This window comes from Streptomyces anulatus (assembly GCF_000721175.1).
GTDB classification, from domain to species: Bacteria; Actinomycetota; Actinomycetes; order Streptomycetales; family Streptomycetaceae; genus Streptomyces; species Streptomyces anulatus_C.
Genome location: NZ_JOEZ01000001.1, coordinates 245,496 through 263,748, shown reverse-complemented (window position 1 = coordinate 263,748; position 18,253 = coordinate 245,496). Strand labels below are relative to the sequence as shown.

General features: G+C 69.4%; 14 protein-coding genes. 10 read left to right on the top strand and 4 right to left on the bottom strand.

The window, feature by feature from the left end; translation table 11 throughout:
• The first annotated feature begins 226 nt into the window (after positions 1 to 226).
• From IG90_RS0101185 to IG90_RS0101175, 3 genes are all read left to right on the top strand, one after another.
• Positions 227 to 934, top strand: coding sequence for a PadR family transcriptional regulator (locus IG90_RS0101185; protein WP_030576001.1), 708 nt, complete (start codon positions 227 to 229; stop codon positions 932 to 934).
• 59 nt (positions 935 to 993) lie between these two features.
• Positions 994 to 2,076: an inositol-3-phosphate synthase gene (locus IG90_RS0101180; protein WP_026290415.1), complete on the top strand. Its 1,083-nt coding sequence runs from the start codon at positions 994 to 996 to the stop codon at positions 2,074 to 2,076.
• A gap of 125 nt (positions 2,077 to 2,201) precedes the next feature.
• Positions 2,202 to 3,470: an MFS transporter gene (locus tag IG90_RS0101175; protein WP_030575997.1), complete on the top strand. Its 1,269-nt coding sequence runs from the start codon at positions 2,202 to 2,204 to the stop codon at positions 3,468 to 3,470.
• A gap of 99 nt (positions 3,471 to 3,569) precedes the next feature.
• Here IG90_RS0101175 and IG90_RS0101170 read toward each other — a convergent pair whose 3' ends face one another.
• Positions 3,570 to 5,012 carry a CCA tRNA nucleotidyltransferase gene (locus IG90_RS0101170; protein WP_030575993.1) on the bottom strand — a complete coding sequence of 481 codons (1,443 nt, stop codon included), beginning with the start codon at positions 5,010 to 5,012 and terminating at the stop codon, positions 3,570 to 3,572.
• A 180-nt stretch (positions 5,013 to 5,192) separates the two neighbouring features.
• Here IG90_RS0101170 and IG90_RS0101165 point away from each other — a divergent pair, with 180 nt between their 5' ends.
• From IG90_RS0101165 to trxA, 7 genes are all read left to right on the top strand, one after another.
• Positions 5,193 to 7,487, top strand: a complete 2,295-nt coding sequence (locus IG90_RS0101165; RefSeq protein WP_030575990.1) for a DUF6049 family protein — start codon at positions 5,193 to 5,195, stop codon at positions 7,485 to 7,487.
• Between the two features lie 50 nt (positions 7,488 to 7,537).
• On the top strand, positions 7,538 to 9,700 hold the full coding sequence (gene murJ, locus IG90_RS0101160; RefSeq protein WP_030575987.1) for a murein biosynthesis integral membrane protein MurJ: 2,163 nt from the start codon (positions 7,538 to 7,540) through the stop codon (positions 9,698 to 9,700).
• Positions 9,701 to 9,829: 129 nt separating this feature from the next.
• Positions 9,830 to 11,560 carry a protein kinase family protein gene (locus IG90_RS0101155; protein WP_030575984.1) on the top strand — a complete coding sequence of 577 codons (1,731 nt, stop codon included), beginning with the start codon at positions 9,830 to 9,832 and terminating at the stop codon, positions 11,558 to 11,560.
• A 161-nt stretch (positions 11,561 to 11,721) separates the two neighbouring features.
• Positions 11,722 to 12,438, top strand: coding sequence for an RNA polymerase sigma factor SigM (sigM, locus tag IG90_RS0101150; protein WP_030575981.1), 717 nt, complete (start codon positions 11,722 to 11,724; stop codon positions 12,436 to 12,438).
• Positions 12,435 to 13,415 carry an anti-sigma factor gene (locus IG90_RS0101145; RefSeq protein ID WP_030575978.1) on the top strand — a complete coding sequence of 327 codons (981 nt, stop codon included), beginning with the start codon at positions 12,435 to 12,437 and terminating at the stop codon, positions 13,413 to 13,415. Before sigM ends, IG90_RS0101145 begins: the two co-directional genes overlap by 4 nt.
• A gap of 126 nt (positions 13,416 to 13,541) precedes the next feature.
• Positions 13,542 to 14,513 carry a thioredoxin-disulfide reductase gene (trxB, locus tag IG90_RS0101140; RefSeq protein WP_030575974.1) on the top strand — a complete coding sequence of 324 codons (972 nt, stop codon included), beginning with the start codon at positions 13,542 to 13,544 and terminating at the stop codon, positions 14,511 to 14,513.
• A 46-nt stretch (positions 14,514 to 14,559) separates the two neighbouring features.
• Complete coding sequence (gene trxA, locus IG90_RS0101135; RefSeq protein ID WP_018957328.1) at positions 14,560 to 14,892, top strand: thioredoxin; 333 nt, start codon at positions 14,560 to 14,562, stop codon at positions 14,890 to 14,892.
• A gap of 113 nt (positions 14,893 to 15,005) precedes the next feature.
• Here trxA and IG90_RS0101130 read toward each other — a convergent pair whose 3' ends face one another.
• The 3 genes from IG90_RS0101130 to IG90_RS0101120 all read right to left on the bottom strand — a co-directional run bounded on the left by IG90_RS0101130 (position 15,006) and on the right by IG90_RS0101120 (position 18,092).
• Positions 15,006 to 15,623: a GNAT family N-acetyltransferase gene (locus tag IG90_RS0101130; protein ID WP_030575971.1), complete on the bottom strand. Its 618-nt coding sequence runs from the start codon at positions 15,621 to 15,623 to the stop codon at positions 15,006 to 15,008.
• Between the two features lie 304 nt (positions 15,624 to 15,927).
• Positions 15,928 to 17,019, bottom strand: coding sequence for a ParB/RepB/Spo0J family partition protein (locus IG90_RS0101125; RefSeq protein ID WP_030575968.1), 1,092 nt, complete (start codon positions 17,017 to 17,019; stop codon positions 15,928 to 15,930).
• Entirely contained in the window at positions 17,016 to 18,092 is a 1,077-nt protein-coding gene (locus IG90_RS0101120; protein WP_078585112.1) for a ParA family protein, read from the bottom strand. Before IG90_RS0101120 ends, IG90_RS0101125 begins: the two co-directional genes overlap by 4 nt.
• Between the last annotated feature and the right edge of the window lie 161 nt (positions 18,093 to 18,253).

Sequence of the window (18,253 nt, the reverse complement as noted above, 5' to 3'; positions counted from 1 at the left end):
CTACGCACGGTCAAAACCCGCCTAGGGCCGAACTTCACCCCAAACAACGCAAGTCGAACCTTGGGAAATGTCGATGTGACGCCGTTCACGAAGGTCACCCTTGTCGAACAGGTCGGAGCGATCTATCGTGCTGATGTATCGAGTCGATACATCAGCACGGCATAAGTACGCCGGTGGTTCCGGTGGACCATGCCGACGGAAGCAGCGGGAGAAGGAGGAGGCACCGGTGAGCAGACGCTCCGGCATCCTCGAGTTCGCCGTTCTCGGCCTGCTCCGCGAATCGCCGATGCACGGCTATGAGCTGCGCAAACGTCTCAACACCTCGCTGGGGATCTTCCGTGCGTTCAGCTACGGAACGCTCTACCCCTGCCTCAAGACGCTGGTGGCCAACGGCTGGTTGATCGAGGAGCCCGCCGGTGACCCGGCGGACACCGTGCCGGTCACCGGACGCCCGACCGCTGCGTCCTCCTCACTGACGGGACGCCGGGCGAAGATCGTCTACCGGCTGACGGCGGAAGGTAAGGAGCACTTCGAGGAGCTGCTGTCGCACACAGGTCCGGACGCCTGGGAGGACGAGCACTTCGCAGCGCGCTTCGCCTTCTTCGGCCAGACCGAACGCGATGTACGGATGCGGGTCCTCGAAGGCCGGCGCAGTCGGCTGGAAGAGCGCCTGGAGAAGATGCGCGCCTCTCTCGCCCGCACCCGTGAACGACTCGACGACTACACACTTGAGCTGCAGCGACACGGCATGGAGTCCGTGGAGCGCGAAGTGCGCTGGCTGAACGAGCTCATCGAGAGCGAGCGGTCGGGACGGGATCGGCGACGATCCTCGCCCGACGGCTCCGCTCAGCAGGACACACCTGGAGAGACGGGCGGCCTGCCCCGGCATCGGGACAACACCCCGCCGGATCCGTCCGACGACACCGCCAAGTGAAGTCATCGCACTCCGCGGCGACTTCATCGGAAACACCGATTACACAGGGAGCAACCGGAATGGGTTCGGTTCGCGTAGCCATCGTAGGCGTGGGCAACTGCGCCGCCTCGCTGGTGCAGGGCGTCGAGTACTACAAGGACGCCGATCCGGCCGGCAAGGTGCCCGGTCTGATGCACGTCCAGTTCGGCGAGTACCACGTCAGTGACGTCGAGTTCGTCGCCGCCTTCGACGTCGACGCGAAGAAGGTCGGCCTCGACCTCGCGGACGCCATCGGCGCCAGCGAGAACAACACCATCAAGATCGCGGATGTGCCGAACACGGGCGTGACCGTCCAGCGCGGCCACACCCACGACGGTCTCGGCAAGTACTACCGCGAGACGATCGAGGAGTCCGCGGACGCCCCGGTCGACGTCGTCCAGGTCCTCAAGGACAAGCAGGTCGACGTTCTCGTCTGCTACCTGCCCGTCGGTTCCGAGGTCGCTGCGAAGTTCTACGCGCAGTGCGCCATCGACGCCAAGGTCGCGTTCGTCAACGCTCTCCCGGTGTTCATCGCCGGCACCAAGGAGTGGGCGGACAAGTTCACCGAGGCCGGCGTCCCGATCGTCGGCGACGACATCAAGTCCCAGGTGGGCGCCACCATCACGCACCGCGTGATGGCGAAGCTCTTCGAGGACCGCGGCGTCATCCTGGACCGCACGATGCAGCTGAACGTCGGCGGCAACATGGACTTCAAGAACATGCTCGAGCGTGAGCGCCTGGAGTCCAAGAAGATCTCGAAGACGCAGGCCGTCACCTCGCAGATCCGTGACCGTGAGCTCGGTGCGGACAACGTCCACATCGGTCCCTCGGACTACGTGGCCTGGCTGGACGACCGCAAGTGGGCGTACGTGCGCCTCGAGGGCCGCGCGTTCGGCGACGTTCCGCTGAACCTGGAGTACAAGCTCGAGGTGTGGGACTCCCCGAACTCGGCCGGTGTCATCATCGACGCCGTCCGTGCGGCGAAGATCGCCAAGGACCGCGGCATCGGTGGCCCGATCCTGTCGGCTTCGAGCTACTTCATGAAGAGCCCGCCGGTCCAGTACTTCGACGACGAGGCCCGCGAGAACGTCGAGCGGTTCATCAACGGCGACACCGAGAGCTGAATCGGCCTTCTCGGCTGACAGCCTCACCGGAGCGCTGAGCGGAGACGCTCACCTCTTCCTGCCGCATGTCGGGGGTCCCCGGGCAATCCGCCCGCGGACCCCCGACGTGTGTGACGCTTACTCCCATGTCCGTCGCGCGTGATCTGCGCACCCTGCTGCGCCTGCGGAATTTCCGCCGCCTGCTCACCGTGCGGCTCCTGTCGCAGTCCGCCGACGGCGTCTACCAGGTCGCCCTCGCCGCGTACGTCGTCTTCTCCCCGGAGAAGCAGACGTCGGCCGCCGCCATCGCTTCCGCGATGGCGGTGCTCCTCCTGCCCTACTCCCTGATCGGGCCCTTCGCAGGGGTGCTGCTGGACCGCTGGCCCCGACGTCAGATCTTTCTCTACGGCAACCTTCTGCGGGCTGCTCTGGCCTGCTCCACGGCGCTGCTGATCCTCGCCTCGGTGCCCGACTGGCTCTTCTACGCTTCGGCCCTCTGCGTCACGGCCGTCAACCGTTTCGTGCTGGCCGGCCTCTCCGCCGCCCTGCCCCGGGTGGTCGACACCGATCGCCTCGTCGTCGCCAACTCCCTCTCCCCGACCGCCGGCACCCTGGCGGCGACCGCGGGGGGCGGCCTCGCCTTCGTCGTACGGCTGCTGGCCGACGAGTCCGACGCGGCGGTCGTGCTGCTGGGGTCGATGCTCTACCTGCTGTCCGCGCTGGCGTCCCTGCGCCTGCCTCGCACCCTGCTGGGGCCGGATACCAACGGTAGCCCTCTGCGGCTACGGGCCGCTCTGGCCGTCACCGCGCGCGGGCTCGTCGCCGGGCTGCGGCATCTGGCACAGCGGAACCACGCGGCCCGGGCCCTCGCCGCCATGACCGTGATCCGCTTCTGTTACGGCGCGCTCACCGTGATGGTGCTCATGCTGTGCCGCTACGCATGGTCGGACACCGAGTCCGACGGACTGGCCCTGCTCGGCCTGGCGGTCGGGGTGTCAGGTGCGGGATTCTTCGTCGCCGCCGTCTTCACCCCGTGGGCGGTGGGGCAGCTCGGCCGGTACGGATGGATCGTGGCCTGCGCCGGGGCGGCGGCGGTCCTGGTGCCCGCCCTGGGTCTCTCCTTCGCCCCCGTCCCGATGCTGATCGCGGCGCTCGTGCTCGGCGCCGTGACCCAGGGGTCGAAAATCGCGACCGACACCGTCGTGCAGACCTCGGTCGACGATTCCTTCCGCGGCCGGGTCTTCTCGCTCTACGACGTGCTCTTCAACGTCGCGTTCGTGAGCGCGGCGGGGGTGGCGGCCCTGATGCTCCCGCCGGACGGCAGATCAATCGCCGTCGTGGCGGTCGTGTCGGTGCTGTACGCGGTGGTCGCGGTGACGATGTTCCACTGGCGACGCACCGAAGCCCGGCGGTAGCCGCTCAGGGATATACCGAGGGGCGTTGTTTCACGTGAAACAACGCCCCTCCGTACATCCAGCGGGCGTTGTTTCACGTGAAACATCGCCTCGCCGGGCTCAGCCCTGTCGAGCCCACCACTCCTTGAGCGCCGCCACCGCGGCGTCCCGCTCCATGGGCCCGTGCTCCAGGCGCAGCTCCAGCAGGAACCCGTACGCCTTGCCGATCACCGGCCCGGGGCCGACTTCAAGGATCTGCATGATCTCGTTGCCGTCCAGATCGGGCCGGATCGAGTCCAGCTCCTCCTGCTCCTGCAGCAGGGCGATGCGCTCCTCCAGCCCGTCGTAGGTGCGGGAGAGCGCGTTCGCCTTGCGCTTGTTCCGGGTCGTGCAGTCCGACCGGGTCAGTTTGTGGAGACGCTCCAGCAGCGGCCCGGCGTCGCGCACGTAACGGCGGACGGCGGAGTCGGTCCACTCGCCGTCGCCGTATCCGTGGAAGCGCAGGTGGAGCTCCACCAGTTTCGACACGTCCTTGACCAGCTCGTTGGAGTACTTCAGGTCGGTCATGCGCTTCTTCGTCATCTTCGCGCCCACCACCTCGTGGTGGTGGAAGGAGACCCTGCCATCCTTCTCGAAGCGGCGGGTCCTCGGCTTGCCGATGTCGTGGAGCAGCGCGGCCAGACGTAGTACGAGGTCGGGGCCGTCCCCCTCCAGGGCGATGGCCTGCTCCAGGACGGTCAGCGAGTGCTCGTAGACGTCCTTGTGGCGGTGATGCTCGTCACTCTCCAGCCGCAGCGCGGGAAGCTCGGGCAGCACGTGCTCAGCCAGCCCCGTGTCGACCAGGATCCCCAGACCCTTGCGCGGGTGCTGGGAGAGCAGCAGCTTGTTGAGTTCGTCGCGGACCCGCTCGGCGGAGACGATACCGATGCGCCCGGCCATCTCCGTCATGGCGGTGATGACGTCGGGGGCGACCTCGAAGTCGAGCTGCGCGGCGAAGCGGGCCGCGCGCAGCATGCGCAGCGGGTCGTCGGAGAAGGACGCCTCGGCCGTGCCCGGAGTGCGCAGCACCCGCTCGGCGAGGTCCTTCAGACCTCCGTACGGATCGACGAACTCCTTCTGTGGCAGCGCCACGGCCATCGCGTTGACCGTGAAGTCTCGGCGCACGAGGTCGTCCTCGATGGAGTCGCCGTAGGAGACCTCCGGCTTGCGCGAGGTCCGGTCGTACGCCTCGGACCGGTAGGTCGTGACCTCGATCTGATAGCCGTCCTTCTGGGAGCCGACGGTGCCGAAGGCGATCCCGACCTCCCACACCGAGTCGGCCCAGGGCCGGACGATCTTGAGCACGTCCTCGGGGCGGGCATCGGTGGTGAAGTCCAAGTCGTTCCCGAGCCTGCCCAGCAGTGCGTCGCGGACCGAGCCGCCGACCAGCGCGAGGCCGAATCCGGCCTCCTGGAATCGACGGGCGAGGTCGTCGGCGACCGGGGACACCCGCAGCAGCTCACTCACCGCGCGGTGCTGCACCTTGCTCAGTGCACTGGCGTTCTCTTCGTTGGCGTTCGGCACAACAGAAAAGGGTACGTGCACGGACCGGCCGCGGCGTCATCGTTTACCGGGACCCTGCGGGATACCCGCGATCATGTGCGGCGGACCCCAGCACTTGGGTCCGCCGCACCTCGTTACCATGCGGGGACGCAGGACCGAACGAGCGACAGCATTTGATGACGACGAGGAACGGGTATACGCGTGGCCGAGGCGGCAGACTTCCAGGGGACGCGTCCCTCTCCTGCCCGCCGGTGGCTCCGGCGCACAGCCTCCGCGGTGCTCGGAGCACCGCTGGTGGCCGGTCTCCTGGCCGTTCCGGCCGCCGGTGCCGCCCCGGCCGCCGAACCCGCCAAGGCCCCCACGGGCTCCCGTACGGTCGATGTGTCCCTGGACACGCTCTCCCCGAGCGTTCCCACGGAGGACGACACCCTGACCGTCTCCGGAACGCTCACGAACAAGGGCAAGGAGACGATCAGCAGCGCCGAGGTCGATCTGAGGGTCGGCCCCCGGCTCTCCGGCCGGGGAGAGGTCGACGACGCCGCCAAGCGCTCCACGTACGTTCCCGGTGCCGACCCGGTCACCGTCGGGGAGAAGTACACGGTGAAGTTCCCCAAGCTCGCCAAGGGGATCAGCCAGGACTTCACACTCACCGTGCCCGTCGACAAGCTGGGCCTGGACGACCCGGGCGTCTACCAGCTCGGCGTCTCGGTCTCCGGCCGTACCACCACCGTCCCCTACGAGCAGGTGCTGGGCATCAAGCGCTCGTTCCTGCCCTGGCAGCCCGAGGCGAGCGACAGCAGGACGAAGCTCACCTTCCTCTGGCCGTTGATCGCGTCTCCCCACGTCACGGCGGAAACCCGCTCGGACGAACAGCAGACACCCGTCTTCACCAACGACGACCTGGCCAAGGAGCTGGCGCCCGGCGGCCGGCTGGAGCAGATGGTGGCCCTGGGCAGCCGGCTCCCCGTGACCTGGGTCGTCGACCCGGATCTCCTGGCGAGCGTCGCGGCGATGGCCGGGAAGTACGAGGTCGATTCGGGTGACACGACCGTTCCGGGCAGGAACCAGGCCGTCGCCAAGCAGTGGCTCACCGCTCTGGAGAAGGTGGTGGAGGACGGCAAGGTGATCGCGCTGCCGTTCGCCGACCCCGATCTGGCCTCCATCGCGCACCGCGGCAAGAACGTCTCCGGAACGCTCAGCCATCTGCAGAACGCCTCCGCGGTGGCCGCGACCGCAGTGGAGACCATCCTCCATGTGAAGCCGTCCACCGACTTCGCCTGGCCCGTGAACGGCGCCGTGGACTCCTCCATCGTCGATGTGGCGACCTCGGCGGGCGCCCACAACGTGATCGCCCGCAGCGACAGCTTCCGGGAGACCGCGGAGCTTCCGTACACGCCGACCGCGGCGCGTCCGATCGGCGGGGGGACCACCGCGGTCGTCGCGGACGCCCGGCTGTCGACCTTGTTCGACGGCGACATGTCGAGAGCGGGCGCCTCCACCCTCGCGGTCCAGAAGTTCCTCGCCCAGACCCTCGCACTGACCGAGCAGGCGCCCGACAACGAGCGCAGCATCGTCGTGGCCCCGCCGCGGATGCCCACCGCCGCACAGGCCCAGACGATGGCCCGCGCCCTGGAGGGCCTGGCGGGCAACCGCTGGACGCAGCCCCTCGACCTCGTCGCCGCCGCCGAGGTGAAGCCCGACCCGAGGGCCACCGCAAAGGTCCCCCGGGCCGCCGCGTACCCGAAGAAGCTCCGCGCCCAGGAACTGCCCACACAGGCCTTCCAGGACATCCGCGCCACCCAGGGCTCGCTCGACAGCTTCGAGACGATCCTGACGCAGCCAGAGCGCGTGGTGACGCCCTTCGGCAACGCCGTCAACCGCTCGATGTCGACGTCCTGGCGCGGACGGCCCCCGGAGGCGCAGCAGTACCGGGACGCCGTCCGCGACTACCTGCAGAGCCTCACCTCCGAGGTTCAGCTCATCGAGAAGTCCGACGTCACCCTCTCCGGGCGCAGCGCGACGATCCCGGTAACCGTGCAGAACCAGCTGGTGCAGGGCGTCGACCGGCTGGTCCTCCGGCTCACCTCGGACAACATCCGGCTCAAGTTCAACGACGACGGGACCACCGCTGCACTGCCGATCAACATCGCGGGCGGACACAGCCAGTCGGTGAAGTTCGACACGGCGACCAGCGCCAACGGCCGGGCTCAGGTGACCGCCCGGCTGTACACGGAGGACGGCAGGCAGTACGGCGAAGCGATGACCTTCACCGTGAAGGTCTCCGAGGTGACACCCACCGTGCTGCTCGTGATCGCCGGCGGACTGCTGCTCCTGGTGCTGGCGGGCATCAGGATGTACAGCCACCGTAAGCGCGCCGTGGCAAGCGACACGGCGGACGGCAACGGCGACGAACCCGAGCAGCCGAGTGACCCGACTCCGGACACCGGTCCGGAAAGCGGGGCCCCGCCGGGAACGGGTGAGAAAGTGGACCGTTGAGCGATGTCTGTCGTGGCCGGCCGGCCGGGGACGATGAGGTAGGGGTTTCGATGAACGCGCCGTACGACGGTGACCGCGGGCAGGGCGCGGGCGGAGCAGCGTCTCCGGGCGGGCCTCCGGTTCCTCCGGGCGCGGGCCAGGACGGCTCCGTGCCGCCGGACCCGTACCTCCAGCACGCCTATGAGGACGACCCCTACCGGGCGCGGGACCTGGCCGCCCAGGACCCGGTGAGCGAGGCGCTCTACGACCGCGCCGCGCACCCTCCCCCGCCTCCCGGCACCTACCAGGAGCCGGCGCCGCTCTACCAGCAGCCGCCCGCCGCTCCGTACGCCCCCGACCCGCGCATCTGGGCCCAGACCCCGCCCCCCGAGCCGGCGGGGCCCTCCCGGCACCTGCCGTACGGGGACCGCCCGGCGACGACCCAGTTCGTCGGCGTCGACGACCTCGTCACCCAGGCGTCGGACGACCGGCAGGAGCCGGACGCCTTCGCCCATCTCTTCCGGGACCAGGTGGGCTCGGGGAAGCCTCCGGTGCCGCCCCAGCCCGAACCGGCTCCCGCACCCGCGCCCGCCAAGGGCGGCGGCGGGAAGGTCTCCGGACTCCTCAAGTCCAGCGCGGTCATGGCCGCGGGCACCCTCGTCTCCCGGCTCACCGGATTCGTGCGGTCCCTGGTGATCACCGCCGCGCTCGGCGCCGCCATCCTCGGCGACAGCTTCACCATCGCGTACACGCTTCCGACGATGATCTACATCCTCACCGTCGGCGGCGGCCTGAACTCGGTCTTCGTCCCCCAGCTCGTCCGCGCCATGAAGGACGACGAGGACGGCGGCGAGGCGTTCGCCAACCGGCTCCTGACCCTGGTGATGATCGCGCTCGGCCTGATCGTCGCCGCCGCGGTCCTCGTCGCACCGGTGCTGATCAAGCTGATGTCCAGCACGATCGCCGACGACGTGGCCGCCAACAGCGTGGCCGTCACCTTCGCCCGGTACTGCCTGCCCACCATCTTCTTCATGGGTGTGCACGTGGTGATGGGTCAGATCCTCAACGCCCGTGGAAAGTTCGGCGCGATGATGTGGACCCCGGTCCTGAACAACATCGTCATGATCATCACGTTCGGGCTGTTCATCTGGGTCTACGGCACCTCCGCCGAATCGCAGATGGGTGTCGACACCATTCCGCCGGAAGGCGTCCGGCTGCTCGGCATCGGCACCCTGCTCGGCCTCGTCGTCCAGGCCCTGGCGATGATCCCCTACCTGCGCGAGACCGGCTTCCGCTTCCGCCCCCGGTTCGACTGGAAGGGCCACGGGCTCGGCAAGACCGTCAAACTGGCCAAGTGGACCGTGCTGTTCGTCCTGGCCAACCAGGCGGGCGTCCTGGTCGTCACCCAACTCGCCACCGCGGCCGGCTCGGCCTCGGGCCATGACGGCACCGGTTTCCTGGCCTACTCCAACGCCCAGCTGATCTGGGGCATGCCGCAGGCCATCATCACCGTCTCGGTCATGGCCGCGCTGCTGCCCCGCATCTCCCGGGCCGCCCATGACAACGACCCGGGTGCGGTCCGCGACGACATCTCGCAGGGGCTGCGCAACTCGGCCGTCGCCATCGTGCCGGTGGCCTTCGCGTTCCTCGCGCTCGGCCTGCCGATGGCCACCCTGCTGTACGCCTCCAGCGGCACCGAGGCCGCCCGCTCCATGGGCTTCATCCTCATGGCCTTCGCGCTCGGCCTGATCCCGTACTCCGTGCAGTACGTCGTCCTTCGCGGGTTCTACGCCTACGAGGACACCCGCACCCCCTTCTACAACACCGTCATCGTGGCCGCCGTCAACGCCGCCGCCTCCGCGCTCTGTTACGTCGTCCTGCCCGCCCGGTGGGCCGTCGTCGGCATGGCCTTCTCCTACGGTCTGGCCTACGCGGTCGGCGTCGGAGTCGCCTGGCGGCGGCTGAGCAACCGGCTGGGCGGCGACCTCGACGGCGCGCACGTCGTACGGACCTACGCCCGCCTCTGCATGGCCGCGGTGCCCGCCGCCCTGGTCGGCGGCGCCGTCGGATTCGGGATCCTGGAAGTTGTCGGCATTGGCGCTCTCGGCTCGCTGGCCGCGCTGATCTGCGGCGGCACCCTCCTCCTGGGCATCTTCTTCGTCGCGGCGAAGAAGATGCGCATCGAAGAGGTCAACGGCCTGGTGGGCATGGTCCGTGGACGGCTCGGACGCTGAATGAGCGCCCGCCCGCACAACCATCGCCGCACTCCGCGTGTCGTGCATAACGCTGGAGTGTGGGCACAATTGGCGTGACTGTGCAGAGCTGGCTGGCATCGCGCAACGGATGGGGAGGCAGGAACGACGGTGGCGGAACGTAGCACGGCCGCCGTCGACGTGGCCGACAACAGCGGCGACGAGCCGCTGACCGCCAAGGCGGACGGAGCCACGGCCGACGGGACGGCGCAAGCCGAGGACACCAGGGGCGCGAGCCCCGAGGACACCGAGAACGCGGACGGTGGGCGGGCGGGTTCCGAGGCCGTTCCGGCATCACCCGATCTGCACAGCGGTCACAAACTCGCCGGGCGCTACCGCCTGGAGGAGTGCGTCACCCGTCTGGACGGCTTCAGCAGCTGGCGCGCGGTCGACGAGAAGCTCCGCCGGGCGGTGGGCGTCCACCTGCTGCCCGCGGACCACCCACGGGCCCGTTCGGTGCTGGCCGCCGCCCGCTCCTCGGCCCTGCTCGGCGACCCCCGCTTCGTCCAGGTCCTGGACGCCGTCGAGGAGAACGACCTCGTCTACGTGGTCCACGAATGGCTGCCGGACGCCACCGAGCTCACCGCTCTGCTGGCCACCGGGCCGATGGAGGCCCACGACGCCTACCAGCTCGTCAGCCAGGTCTCCCAGGCGATGGCCGCCGCCCACCGCGAAGGGCTGGCCCATCTGCGCCTCACCCCCGGCGCGGTCCTGCGCAGTTCCACGGGGCAGTACCGCATCCGCGGCCTCGCCGTGAACGCCGCCCTGCGCGGCATCACCGCCGAACGCCCCCTCCGTACGGACACCGAGGCCATCGGCGCCCTCCTGTACGCCGCACTGACCCACCGATGGCCGTACGGGAGCGACGCCCACGGGCTCTCCGGACTGCCCAAGGGCATGGGGCTCATCGCCCCGGACCAGGTCCGGGCCGGCGTCCACCGGGGCCTCTCCGAGCTCGCCATGCGGGCGCTCGCCAACGACGGTGCCACCGCCTCCCGGCAGGAGCCACCCTGCACCACCCCGGACGAGCTGGCCAAGGCCGTCGCGGCCATGCCGCGCATCCTTCCTCCGGAGCCCACGTTCACCGCACCGCCGGCATACCAGCGGACGACCTATCAGCAGGGCACGTACGGGCGTCCGTCCTCCCACCCGTCCGCCGTCACCCAGCCCGTGATGCCGGCCCCTCCCGCCCCGCTGCAGAGCCGCACCGGCCGTGTCCTCAAGTGGACCGTCTCGGCGCTCCTCATCGCCGCGCTGGGGCTCGGCAGCTGGCAGCTCGCGGAGGCGCTGCTCGACCGGACCAAGGGCTCCGACGACACCGGTGTCACCGAGCCGAGCGAGGGCGACAAGAACAAGGGCGACAAGGCGGCGCCGTCCGCCGAACCGCTGGACATCTCGGGGGCCACGGAGTTCATGCCCGACGGCTCCGGCATCAAGGAGCGGGAGGTGCCGAACACCATCGACGGCAATCCCGGAACCCACTGGGTCACCCCGCGGTACGAGGGCTTCGCCAACTTCGGCAACCTCCCCCAGCGCAAGCAGGGCAGCGGAATCATCGTCGACCTCGGCAAGGTGCGGGACGTCTCCGGCATCGACGTCTCCATGTACCGGAAGGGGCAGACGACGACCGTGCTCGCCGCCTCCCCGGGCGCCACGTCCCCGTCCATGACGGCCGACTTCGACCAACCGATCGTCAAGCGGACCGTCTCGGGATCGAAGCTCGAGGAGAAGCTCGACAAGCCCATCCGCACCCGCTACGTCCTGATCCACATCACGGAGCTCCCGGCGGACGGAACGGGCGGCTACCGGGGCGGCATCACCGACATCTCCGTCCTCGGCTGATCCACCGCCCCGATACTGTGGGGCGGACCGTTCGCCCACCGAGCGCCCGCGATGCCAGGGTTGCGGTCGTCACACCCGTGACGGCAGGCTTCTCCCCGTCGCACCGCTCCGACGGGCGCGGCCCACATATGACATCGGATCCGGTTCGGAGGGGGAGCACGGTGGATTCCGTTCCACCCGAGGCACCGAGCGACTCGGAGCTGCTCGCCCAGCATGTCGCGGGCGACCCCGACGCCTTCGGTGAACTCGTACGGCGCCACCGCGACCGGCTCTGGGCCGTGGCGCTGCGCACCCTGGGAGACCGGGAGGAGGCGGCCGACGCCGTCCAGGACGCCCTGGTATCCGCCTTCCGCGCCGCCCACACCTTCCGCGGCCAGTCCGCCGTCACTACCTGGCTGCACCGGATCACCGTCAACGCCTGCCTCGACCGGGTCCGCAAGGCCGCCTCCCGCAAGACATCCCCGGTGGACGACGCCGAACGGCTCGACCAGCTCCTCGAACCCCACGAATCGGCCGAGGCCCCCGCCGTGCGGAAGGACCTCAGGCTCCAGCTCCAGGAAGCCCTGGCCACGCTGCCCGCCGAGCAGCGGGCGGCCCTCGTCCTCGTCGACATGCAGGGCTACCCCGTCGCGGAGGCGGCCAGCATCCTGGAGGTGCCGACCGGCACCGTGAAGAGCCGATGCGCCCGGGGCCGCGCGAGACTGGCCCCCCTGGTCCGCCATCTGCGCGCCGGAACCGGGGGGCAGGCCTCCGGCGGGGAGAACGGCGCCACCGGAAGGAACCGGACGCCCGGAGCATCCGTCCCACCTGCGTCAGGCCCCAGAGACGCAGGAGCAAGCGATCCTGCCGCAACGAAGGGAGGAGGTGGGCGCCCGTGACATCCACGGCCGACACGGCTCAGCACCCGGAGGTCTCCGAGATCTCCGATCTCACCGAGGGGCTGCTCTCCCCTTCCCGGGCGCCGGAGGTCCGGCAGCACATCGCGGGGTGCGACCTCTGCTCGGAGGTACGGGACTCACTGGAGGAGATCCGCGGGCTACTCGGAACGATGCCCGCCCCCGAGCCGATGCCCGAAGACATCGCCGCCCGCATCGACGCGGCTCTCGCGGCGGAGGCCCGGCCCACGCCCGCCGTGGACGAACCGGTCGTTGTTTCACGTGAAACAACGACCGCCGAGGACAGGAACACTGAAGCCACGACGCCCGCCGACGCGACGGCCGGGTCCGCTCCCGTGAGCGTCGGCGCCACTGCCCCGGACCGCCCGGTCGGCCGGTCCTCCGCCGCCACCGGACCGGGCCGCCGTCCCACCCGCCGTCGTCGGCGTGCTGTGGTCCTCGGCACCACGTTCGGCGCAGCGGTCATCGGGATGAGCGTCTTCTTCCTCCAGTCCATCGCCCCCTCCGGCGATGGAGCCAAGACGGCGGCCGACAGCGGAGTCAGCGCCTCGGAAAGCGGCGCGCACGCCTACGCCGACGGAGCGCTCGAAGCCCAGGTGCAGGACCTCCTCGACGGCGGGGCGAGCCAGGAGAGCCCCGGAGTCAAGGAGATGCCTCCGGGGGCGGACACCAAGTCGACGAGCGAGGCCCTCACCCCCGACGCCGAAGCGTCCAGGAGCCCCTTCAAGGCCCCTGCTGTCGCTGTTCCCCCCTGTGTGCAACGGGCCACCGGCCGCACCACGCCGGCGCTCGCCCTCGACGAGGGGACGTACCAGGGAACGGACACCTATCTCGTCGTCCTGCCGCACTCGAGCGACCCCGCGCGCGTACAGGCCTACCTCGTGGCCGCTGCCTGCGTGGACGCCGCCCCGGAGTCCACCGGGCAGCTGCTGCTCACCCGCGCCTACGACCGCCCCTGAAGACCGTCTGCGACCGCCGCGGCACGTTCGGGAATGCATCAGCCGTAGGATCCGTTGGGTGGGGTGAGAGTCGTTGAACCGACCCCGTAAGCAGTTAGGCAGTCTGCAGAAACGAGGAAGTAACCCGTGAGCGACGTCCGTAATGTGATCATCATCGGCTCCGGACCGGCCGGGTACACCGCCGCGCTGTACACCGCCCGCGCCTCGCTGAACCCGTTGGTCTTCGAGGGCGCCGTCACGGCTGGCGGTGCACTGATGAACACCACCGACGTGGAGAACTTCCCCGGCTTCCAGGACGGCATCATGGGCCCCGAGCTCATGGACAACATGCGGGCCCAGGCCGAGCGCTTCGGTGCCGAGCTGATCCCCGACGACGTGGTCGCGGTCGACCTCACCGGTGACATCAAGACCGTCACCGACACCGCGGGCACCGTCCACCGCGCCAAGGCCGTCATCGTCACGACCGGCTCCCAGCACCGCAAGCTCGGACTGCCCAACGAGGACGCCCTCTCCGGACGCGGCGTCTCCTGGTGCGCCACCTGCGACGGCTTCTTCTTCAAGGACCACGACATCGCCGTGATCGGCGGCGGCGACACCGCGATGGAGGAGGCGACCTTCCTCTCCCGCTTCGCCAAGTCCGTGACGATCGTCCACCGCCGCGACACCCTGCGTGCCTCCAAGGCCATGCAGGACCGGGCCTTCGCCGACCCGAAGATCAAGTTCGCCTGGGACAGCGAGGTCGCCGAGGTCAAGGGCGACCAGAAGCTCTCCGGTCTGACCCTGCGCAACACCAAGACCGGTGAGACGTCCGAGCTCCCCGTGACCGGACTGTTCATCGCCGTCGGCCACGACCCGCGCACCGAGCTCTTCAAGGGCCAGCTGGAGCTCGACGACGAGGGTTACCTGAAGGTCGAGGCGCCCTCCACGCGCACCAATCTGACCGGCGTGTTCGGCGCCGGAGACGTGGTCGACCACACCTACCGTCAGGCCATCACGGCAGCGGGCACCGGCTGTTCCGCCGCCCTGGACGCCGAGCGCTACCTCGCGGCCCTGGCCGACACGGAGCCCGCCGAGCCGGAGAAGACCCCGGCCGTCTGAACGTCCGCACCGCACCCCACCACCCCGAGAGACTAAGGAGGCCGCCGTGGCCGGCGACCTGAAGCACGTTACGGATGACACCTTCGACGAGGTCGTCCTCAAGAGCGACAAGCCCGTTCTGGTGGACTTCTGGGCCGCCTGGTGCGGTCCGTGCCGCCAGATCGCCCCCTCGCTGGAGGCGATCGCGGCAGAGCACGGCGACCAGATCGAGATCGTCAAGCTCAACATCGACGAGAACCCGGCCACCGCCGCCAAGTACGGCGTGATGTCCATCCCGACCCTGAACGTGTACCAGGGCGGCGAGGTCGCCAAGACCATCGTCGGCGCCAAGCCGAAGGCCGCGATCCTCCGCGACCTCGAGGGCTTCATCAGCGCTTAGCCCGCGCAGCAGCGCCTCGGCGCGATGTTTCACGTGAAACGGGCCCACCCTCTGAGAGGGTGGGCCCGTTTCGCATGGCAGCCCGTCTCGCAGGGCGGTCGGCAGCAGCGGCCTCACAACGGCCGCAACACCGGTTCCTTCTGGACCGCCCCCAGAAGCCGGTCGAGCGCCATCTCCACGTCTTCCTTCCAGGAGAGCGTCGTCCGCAGATCCAGCCTCAGCCGTGGGTACACGGGATGCGGCCGCACGGTCTTGAAGCCGACGGCCAGCAGATGCTCCGCGGGAAGTACGCACGCGGCTTGCTGGGACCGAGCGTCCCCGAACGCCTCGATCGCCTTGAAGCCCCGTCGCAGGACATCCTTGGCCACCGTCTGCACCATGACCCGGCCCAGCCCCTGGCCCTGGTACTCGGGAATGATCAGACCGGTGATGAGCTGAACGGCGTCGGGGGAGACCGGACTGGTCGGAAATGCCGTCGAGCGGGGCACGTACGCGGGCGGGGCGAAGAGCACGAACCCGGCCGGCACGTCGTCCACATAGACCACCCGGCCGCAGGATCCCCACTCCAGGAGGACTGCGGAGATCCAGGCTTCCTTCTCCAGCTCCGGCTTGCCCGCCTTTACCGCGGCTTCCCCACTGACCGGGTCAAGCTCCCAGAAGACGCACGAGCGGCAACGCTCGGGGAGATCCGGAAGGTTGTCCAGGGTGAGTGGTACGAGCCGACGCCCCATGACGGCGATTCCTCATTTCCTTCGCCCGCCGCATCACGTGCGGCTGCCAGCGCGCTCCGTTCATGGAACAGACTGCCGACGAATCCCCCGACGGCACCCAATCCCAGCCCGACCGTGACGAGCCGACTACGGCTCACTCTTCGCAAGGCCTCCGCCCTCCTCTGAGGTCGATCACCGTGGATGCGCCGTCCCAGAACGCATCGTATCCACCCAGAGGTGATGCGGATACCGAGAGAGAGCAAAGGGCGGGCCGTGTTCCGGTATGCACCGGCGCACGATCCGCCCTTCCGCGAGAATCTGCGGCTCAGCCCTCGTCGTCCTCGGACGTCTCGGCGAGCCGACGCTCCAGCACACGGCCCTCGCCCGGGGCGAGACTGCCGAGGATGCGGTCCAGATCCTCCATCGACGCGAACTCGACGACGATCTTGCCCTTCTTCTGCCCCAGGTCGACCTTCACCCGGGTCTCGAAGCGGTCGGACAGACGGGTCGCCAGGTCGGTCAGGGCGGGGGACAGCCGCCCGCCGGCCCTCGGCCCCTTGGGCTTCGGAGAGCTCGTGGAGTGCGAGCCCAGGAGCGTCACGATCTCCTCGACCGCACGCACCGAAAGCCCCTCGGCCACGATGCGGTGGGCCAGCCGGTCCTGCTCCTCGGAGTCGTCCACGGACAGCAGGGCACGGGCGTGACCGGCCGAGAGAACGCCCGCGGCGACCCGGCGCTGCACCGGCGGCGAGAGCCGCAGAAGCCTCAGCGTGTTCGTCACCTGCGGACGGGAGCGGCCGATCCGGTCGGCCAGCTGGTCATGAGTGCACTTGAAGTCCTTGAGCAGCTGGTCGTACGCAGCCGCCTCTTCCAGCGGGTTCAGCTGAGCCCGGTGGAGGTTCTCCAGCAACGCGTCCAGCAGAAGCTTCTCGTCGTCCGTCGCGCGGACGATGGTGGGAATCCGCTCCAGGCCCGCTTCGCGGCAGGCCCTCCACCGACGCTCACCCATGATGAGCTCGTAGCTGTCCGGGCCCACCTTCCGGACGACGACCGGCTGGAGAAGACCGACTTCCTTGATGGAGACGACCAGCTCGGCCAGCGCGTCCTCGTCGAAGACTTCACGGGGCTGGCGGGGGTTCGGGGTGATCTCCCCGATCGGCAGCTCGGCGAAGTACGCGCCGGACGTCCCGGCATCCCGCTCGGACCGGTCCTCAGGGGCGGACGCCGGCTCAGGCACCACCGGGACGGACGGCAGCGCGGTCACCTTCGCTGCGGCCACCCCGCGCTCCGCCGTCAGAACCGGACCCGCGCCGGACGGCGCGGCGCCGCCTCCGGGTGCCGACACCTGCTTCTCCTGGGGAGCGGCGGGGATCAGCGCACCGAGCCCACGCCCCAGCCCTCTACGACGCTCACTCACTGAATGCCCTCCGAAACGTTCTGCTGGCTGTTCTGACTGCTCGTGTGGGCGTGCTGAGCCTCGTAGTGCACCCCGACGCCTCGCAGGGCGATCTCCCGGGCGGCTTCGAGGTACGAGAGCGAACCACTGGAACCCGGGTCATAGGTCAGCACGGTCTGCCCGTAGCTCGGCGCCTCCGAGATGCGCACCGACCGCGGAATGCTCGTCCGCAGCACTTCCTTGCCGAAGTGGGTACGAACCTCCTCGGCGACCTGGGAGGCGAGCCTCGTCCGGCCGTCGTACATGGTCAACAGGATCGTCGAGACGTGCAGATCCGGATTCAGATGGCCCCGCACCAGGTCGACGTTCCGCAGGAGCTGGCCCAGGCCTTCCAGGGCGTAGTACTCGCACTGGATGGGAATCAGCACCTCGGCCCCAGCCACCAGCGCGTTCACCGTCAGCAGGCCCAGCGAAGGCGGGCAGTCGATGAGGATGTAGTCCAGCGGCTGTTCGTACGCCTGGATGGCCCGCTGAAGCCGGCTCTCCCGTGCCACCAGCGAGACCAGCTCGATCTCCGCACCGGCGAGATCGATGGTGGCGGGGGCACAGAAAAGACCCTCGACATCCGGCACGGGCTGGACCACCTCGGAGAGCGGGCGGCTCTCCACCAGGACGTCGTAGATCGAGGGGACATCGGCGTGGTGGTCGATGCCCAGAGCCGTGGAGGCGTTGCCCTGCGGGTCGAGGTCGACCACCAGAACGCGCGCACCGTGCAGGGCCAGGGAAGCGGCAAGGTTGACCGTCGTGGTCGTCTTGCCGACTCCGCCCTTCTGGTTGGCCACCACCATGACGCGGGTGCGGTCAGGACGGGGCAGCCCTTCGCCGGCGCGGCCGAGGGCCTCGACCGCCAGCTGAGCGGCACGGCCGATGGGTGTGTCGTCCATCGGCGGCGGTGTTTCACGTGAAACACCCTCACCCACGGACTCGGTTCGGGGACCGGGGACCGGGTCGGTCATCGGTCCCGCGATGTTGGCGTCGGACCGCAAGGATTCACTCTCCTCGACTTCAGGCTCGCAATGGACAGAGCCTGCCATGCTTTCGGGGTCGTGAACCAGCGAGGCCCGCTGTTCTGTGGATGAATCCGTGCGTGTGGACAACTCGGCAACCCGTCCGGGCTTGCGGTCGCGCGGCGTGGCAGCCGCACGACCGCGGCCGATGATTCCCTGCAGCAGAGAGCGACGTTTCACGTGAAACA

Excerpts from the sequence above, each read along its gene's own strand:
- IG90_RS0101180 (WP_026290415.1), top strand. The coding sequence starts at position 994 with ATGGGTTCGGTTCGCGTAGCCATCGTAGGCGTGGGCAACTGCGCCGCC.
- IG90_RS0101175 (WP_030575997.1), top strand. The coding sequence starts at position 2,202 with ATGTCCGTCGCGCGTGATCTGCGCACCCTGCTGCGCCTGCGGAATTTC.
- murJ (WP_030575987.1), top strand. The coding sequence starts at position 7,538 with ATGAACGCGCCGTACGACGGTGACCGCGGGCAGGGCGCGGGCGGAGCA.
- IG90_RS0101130 (WP_030575971.1), bottom strand. The coding sequence starts at position 15,623 with ATGGGGCGTCGGCTCGTACCACTCACCCTGGACAACCTTCCGGATCTC.
- IG90_RS0101120 (WP_078585112.1), bottom strand. The coding sequence starts at position 18,092 with ATGGCAGGCTCTGTCCATTGCGAGCCTGAAGTCGAGGAGAGTGAATCC.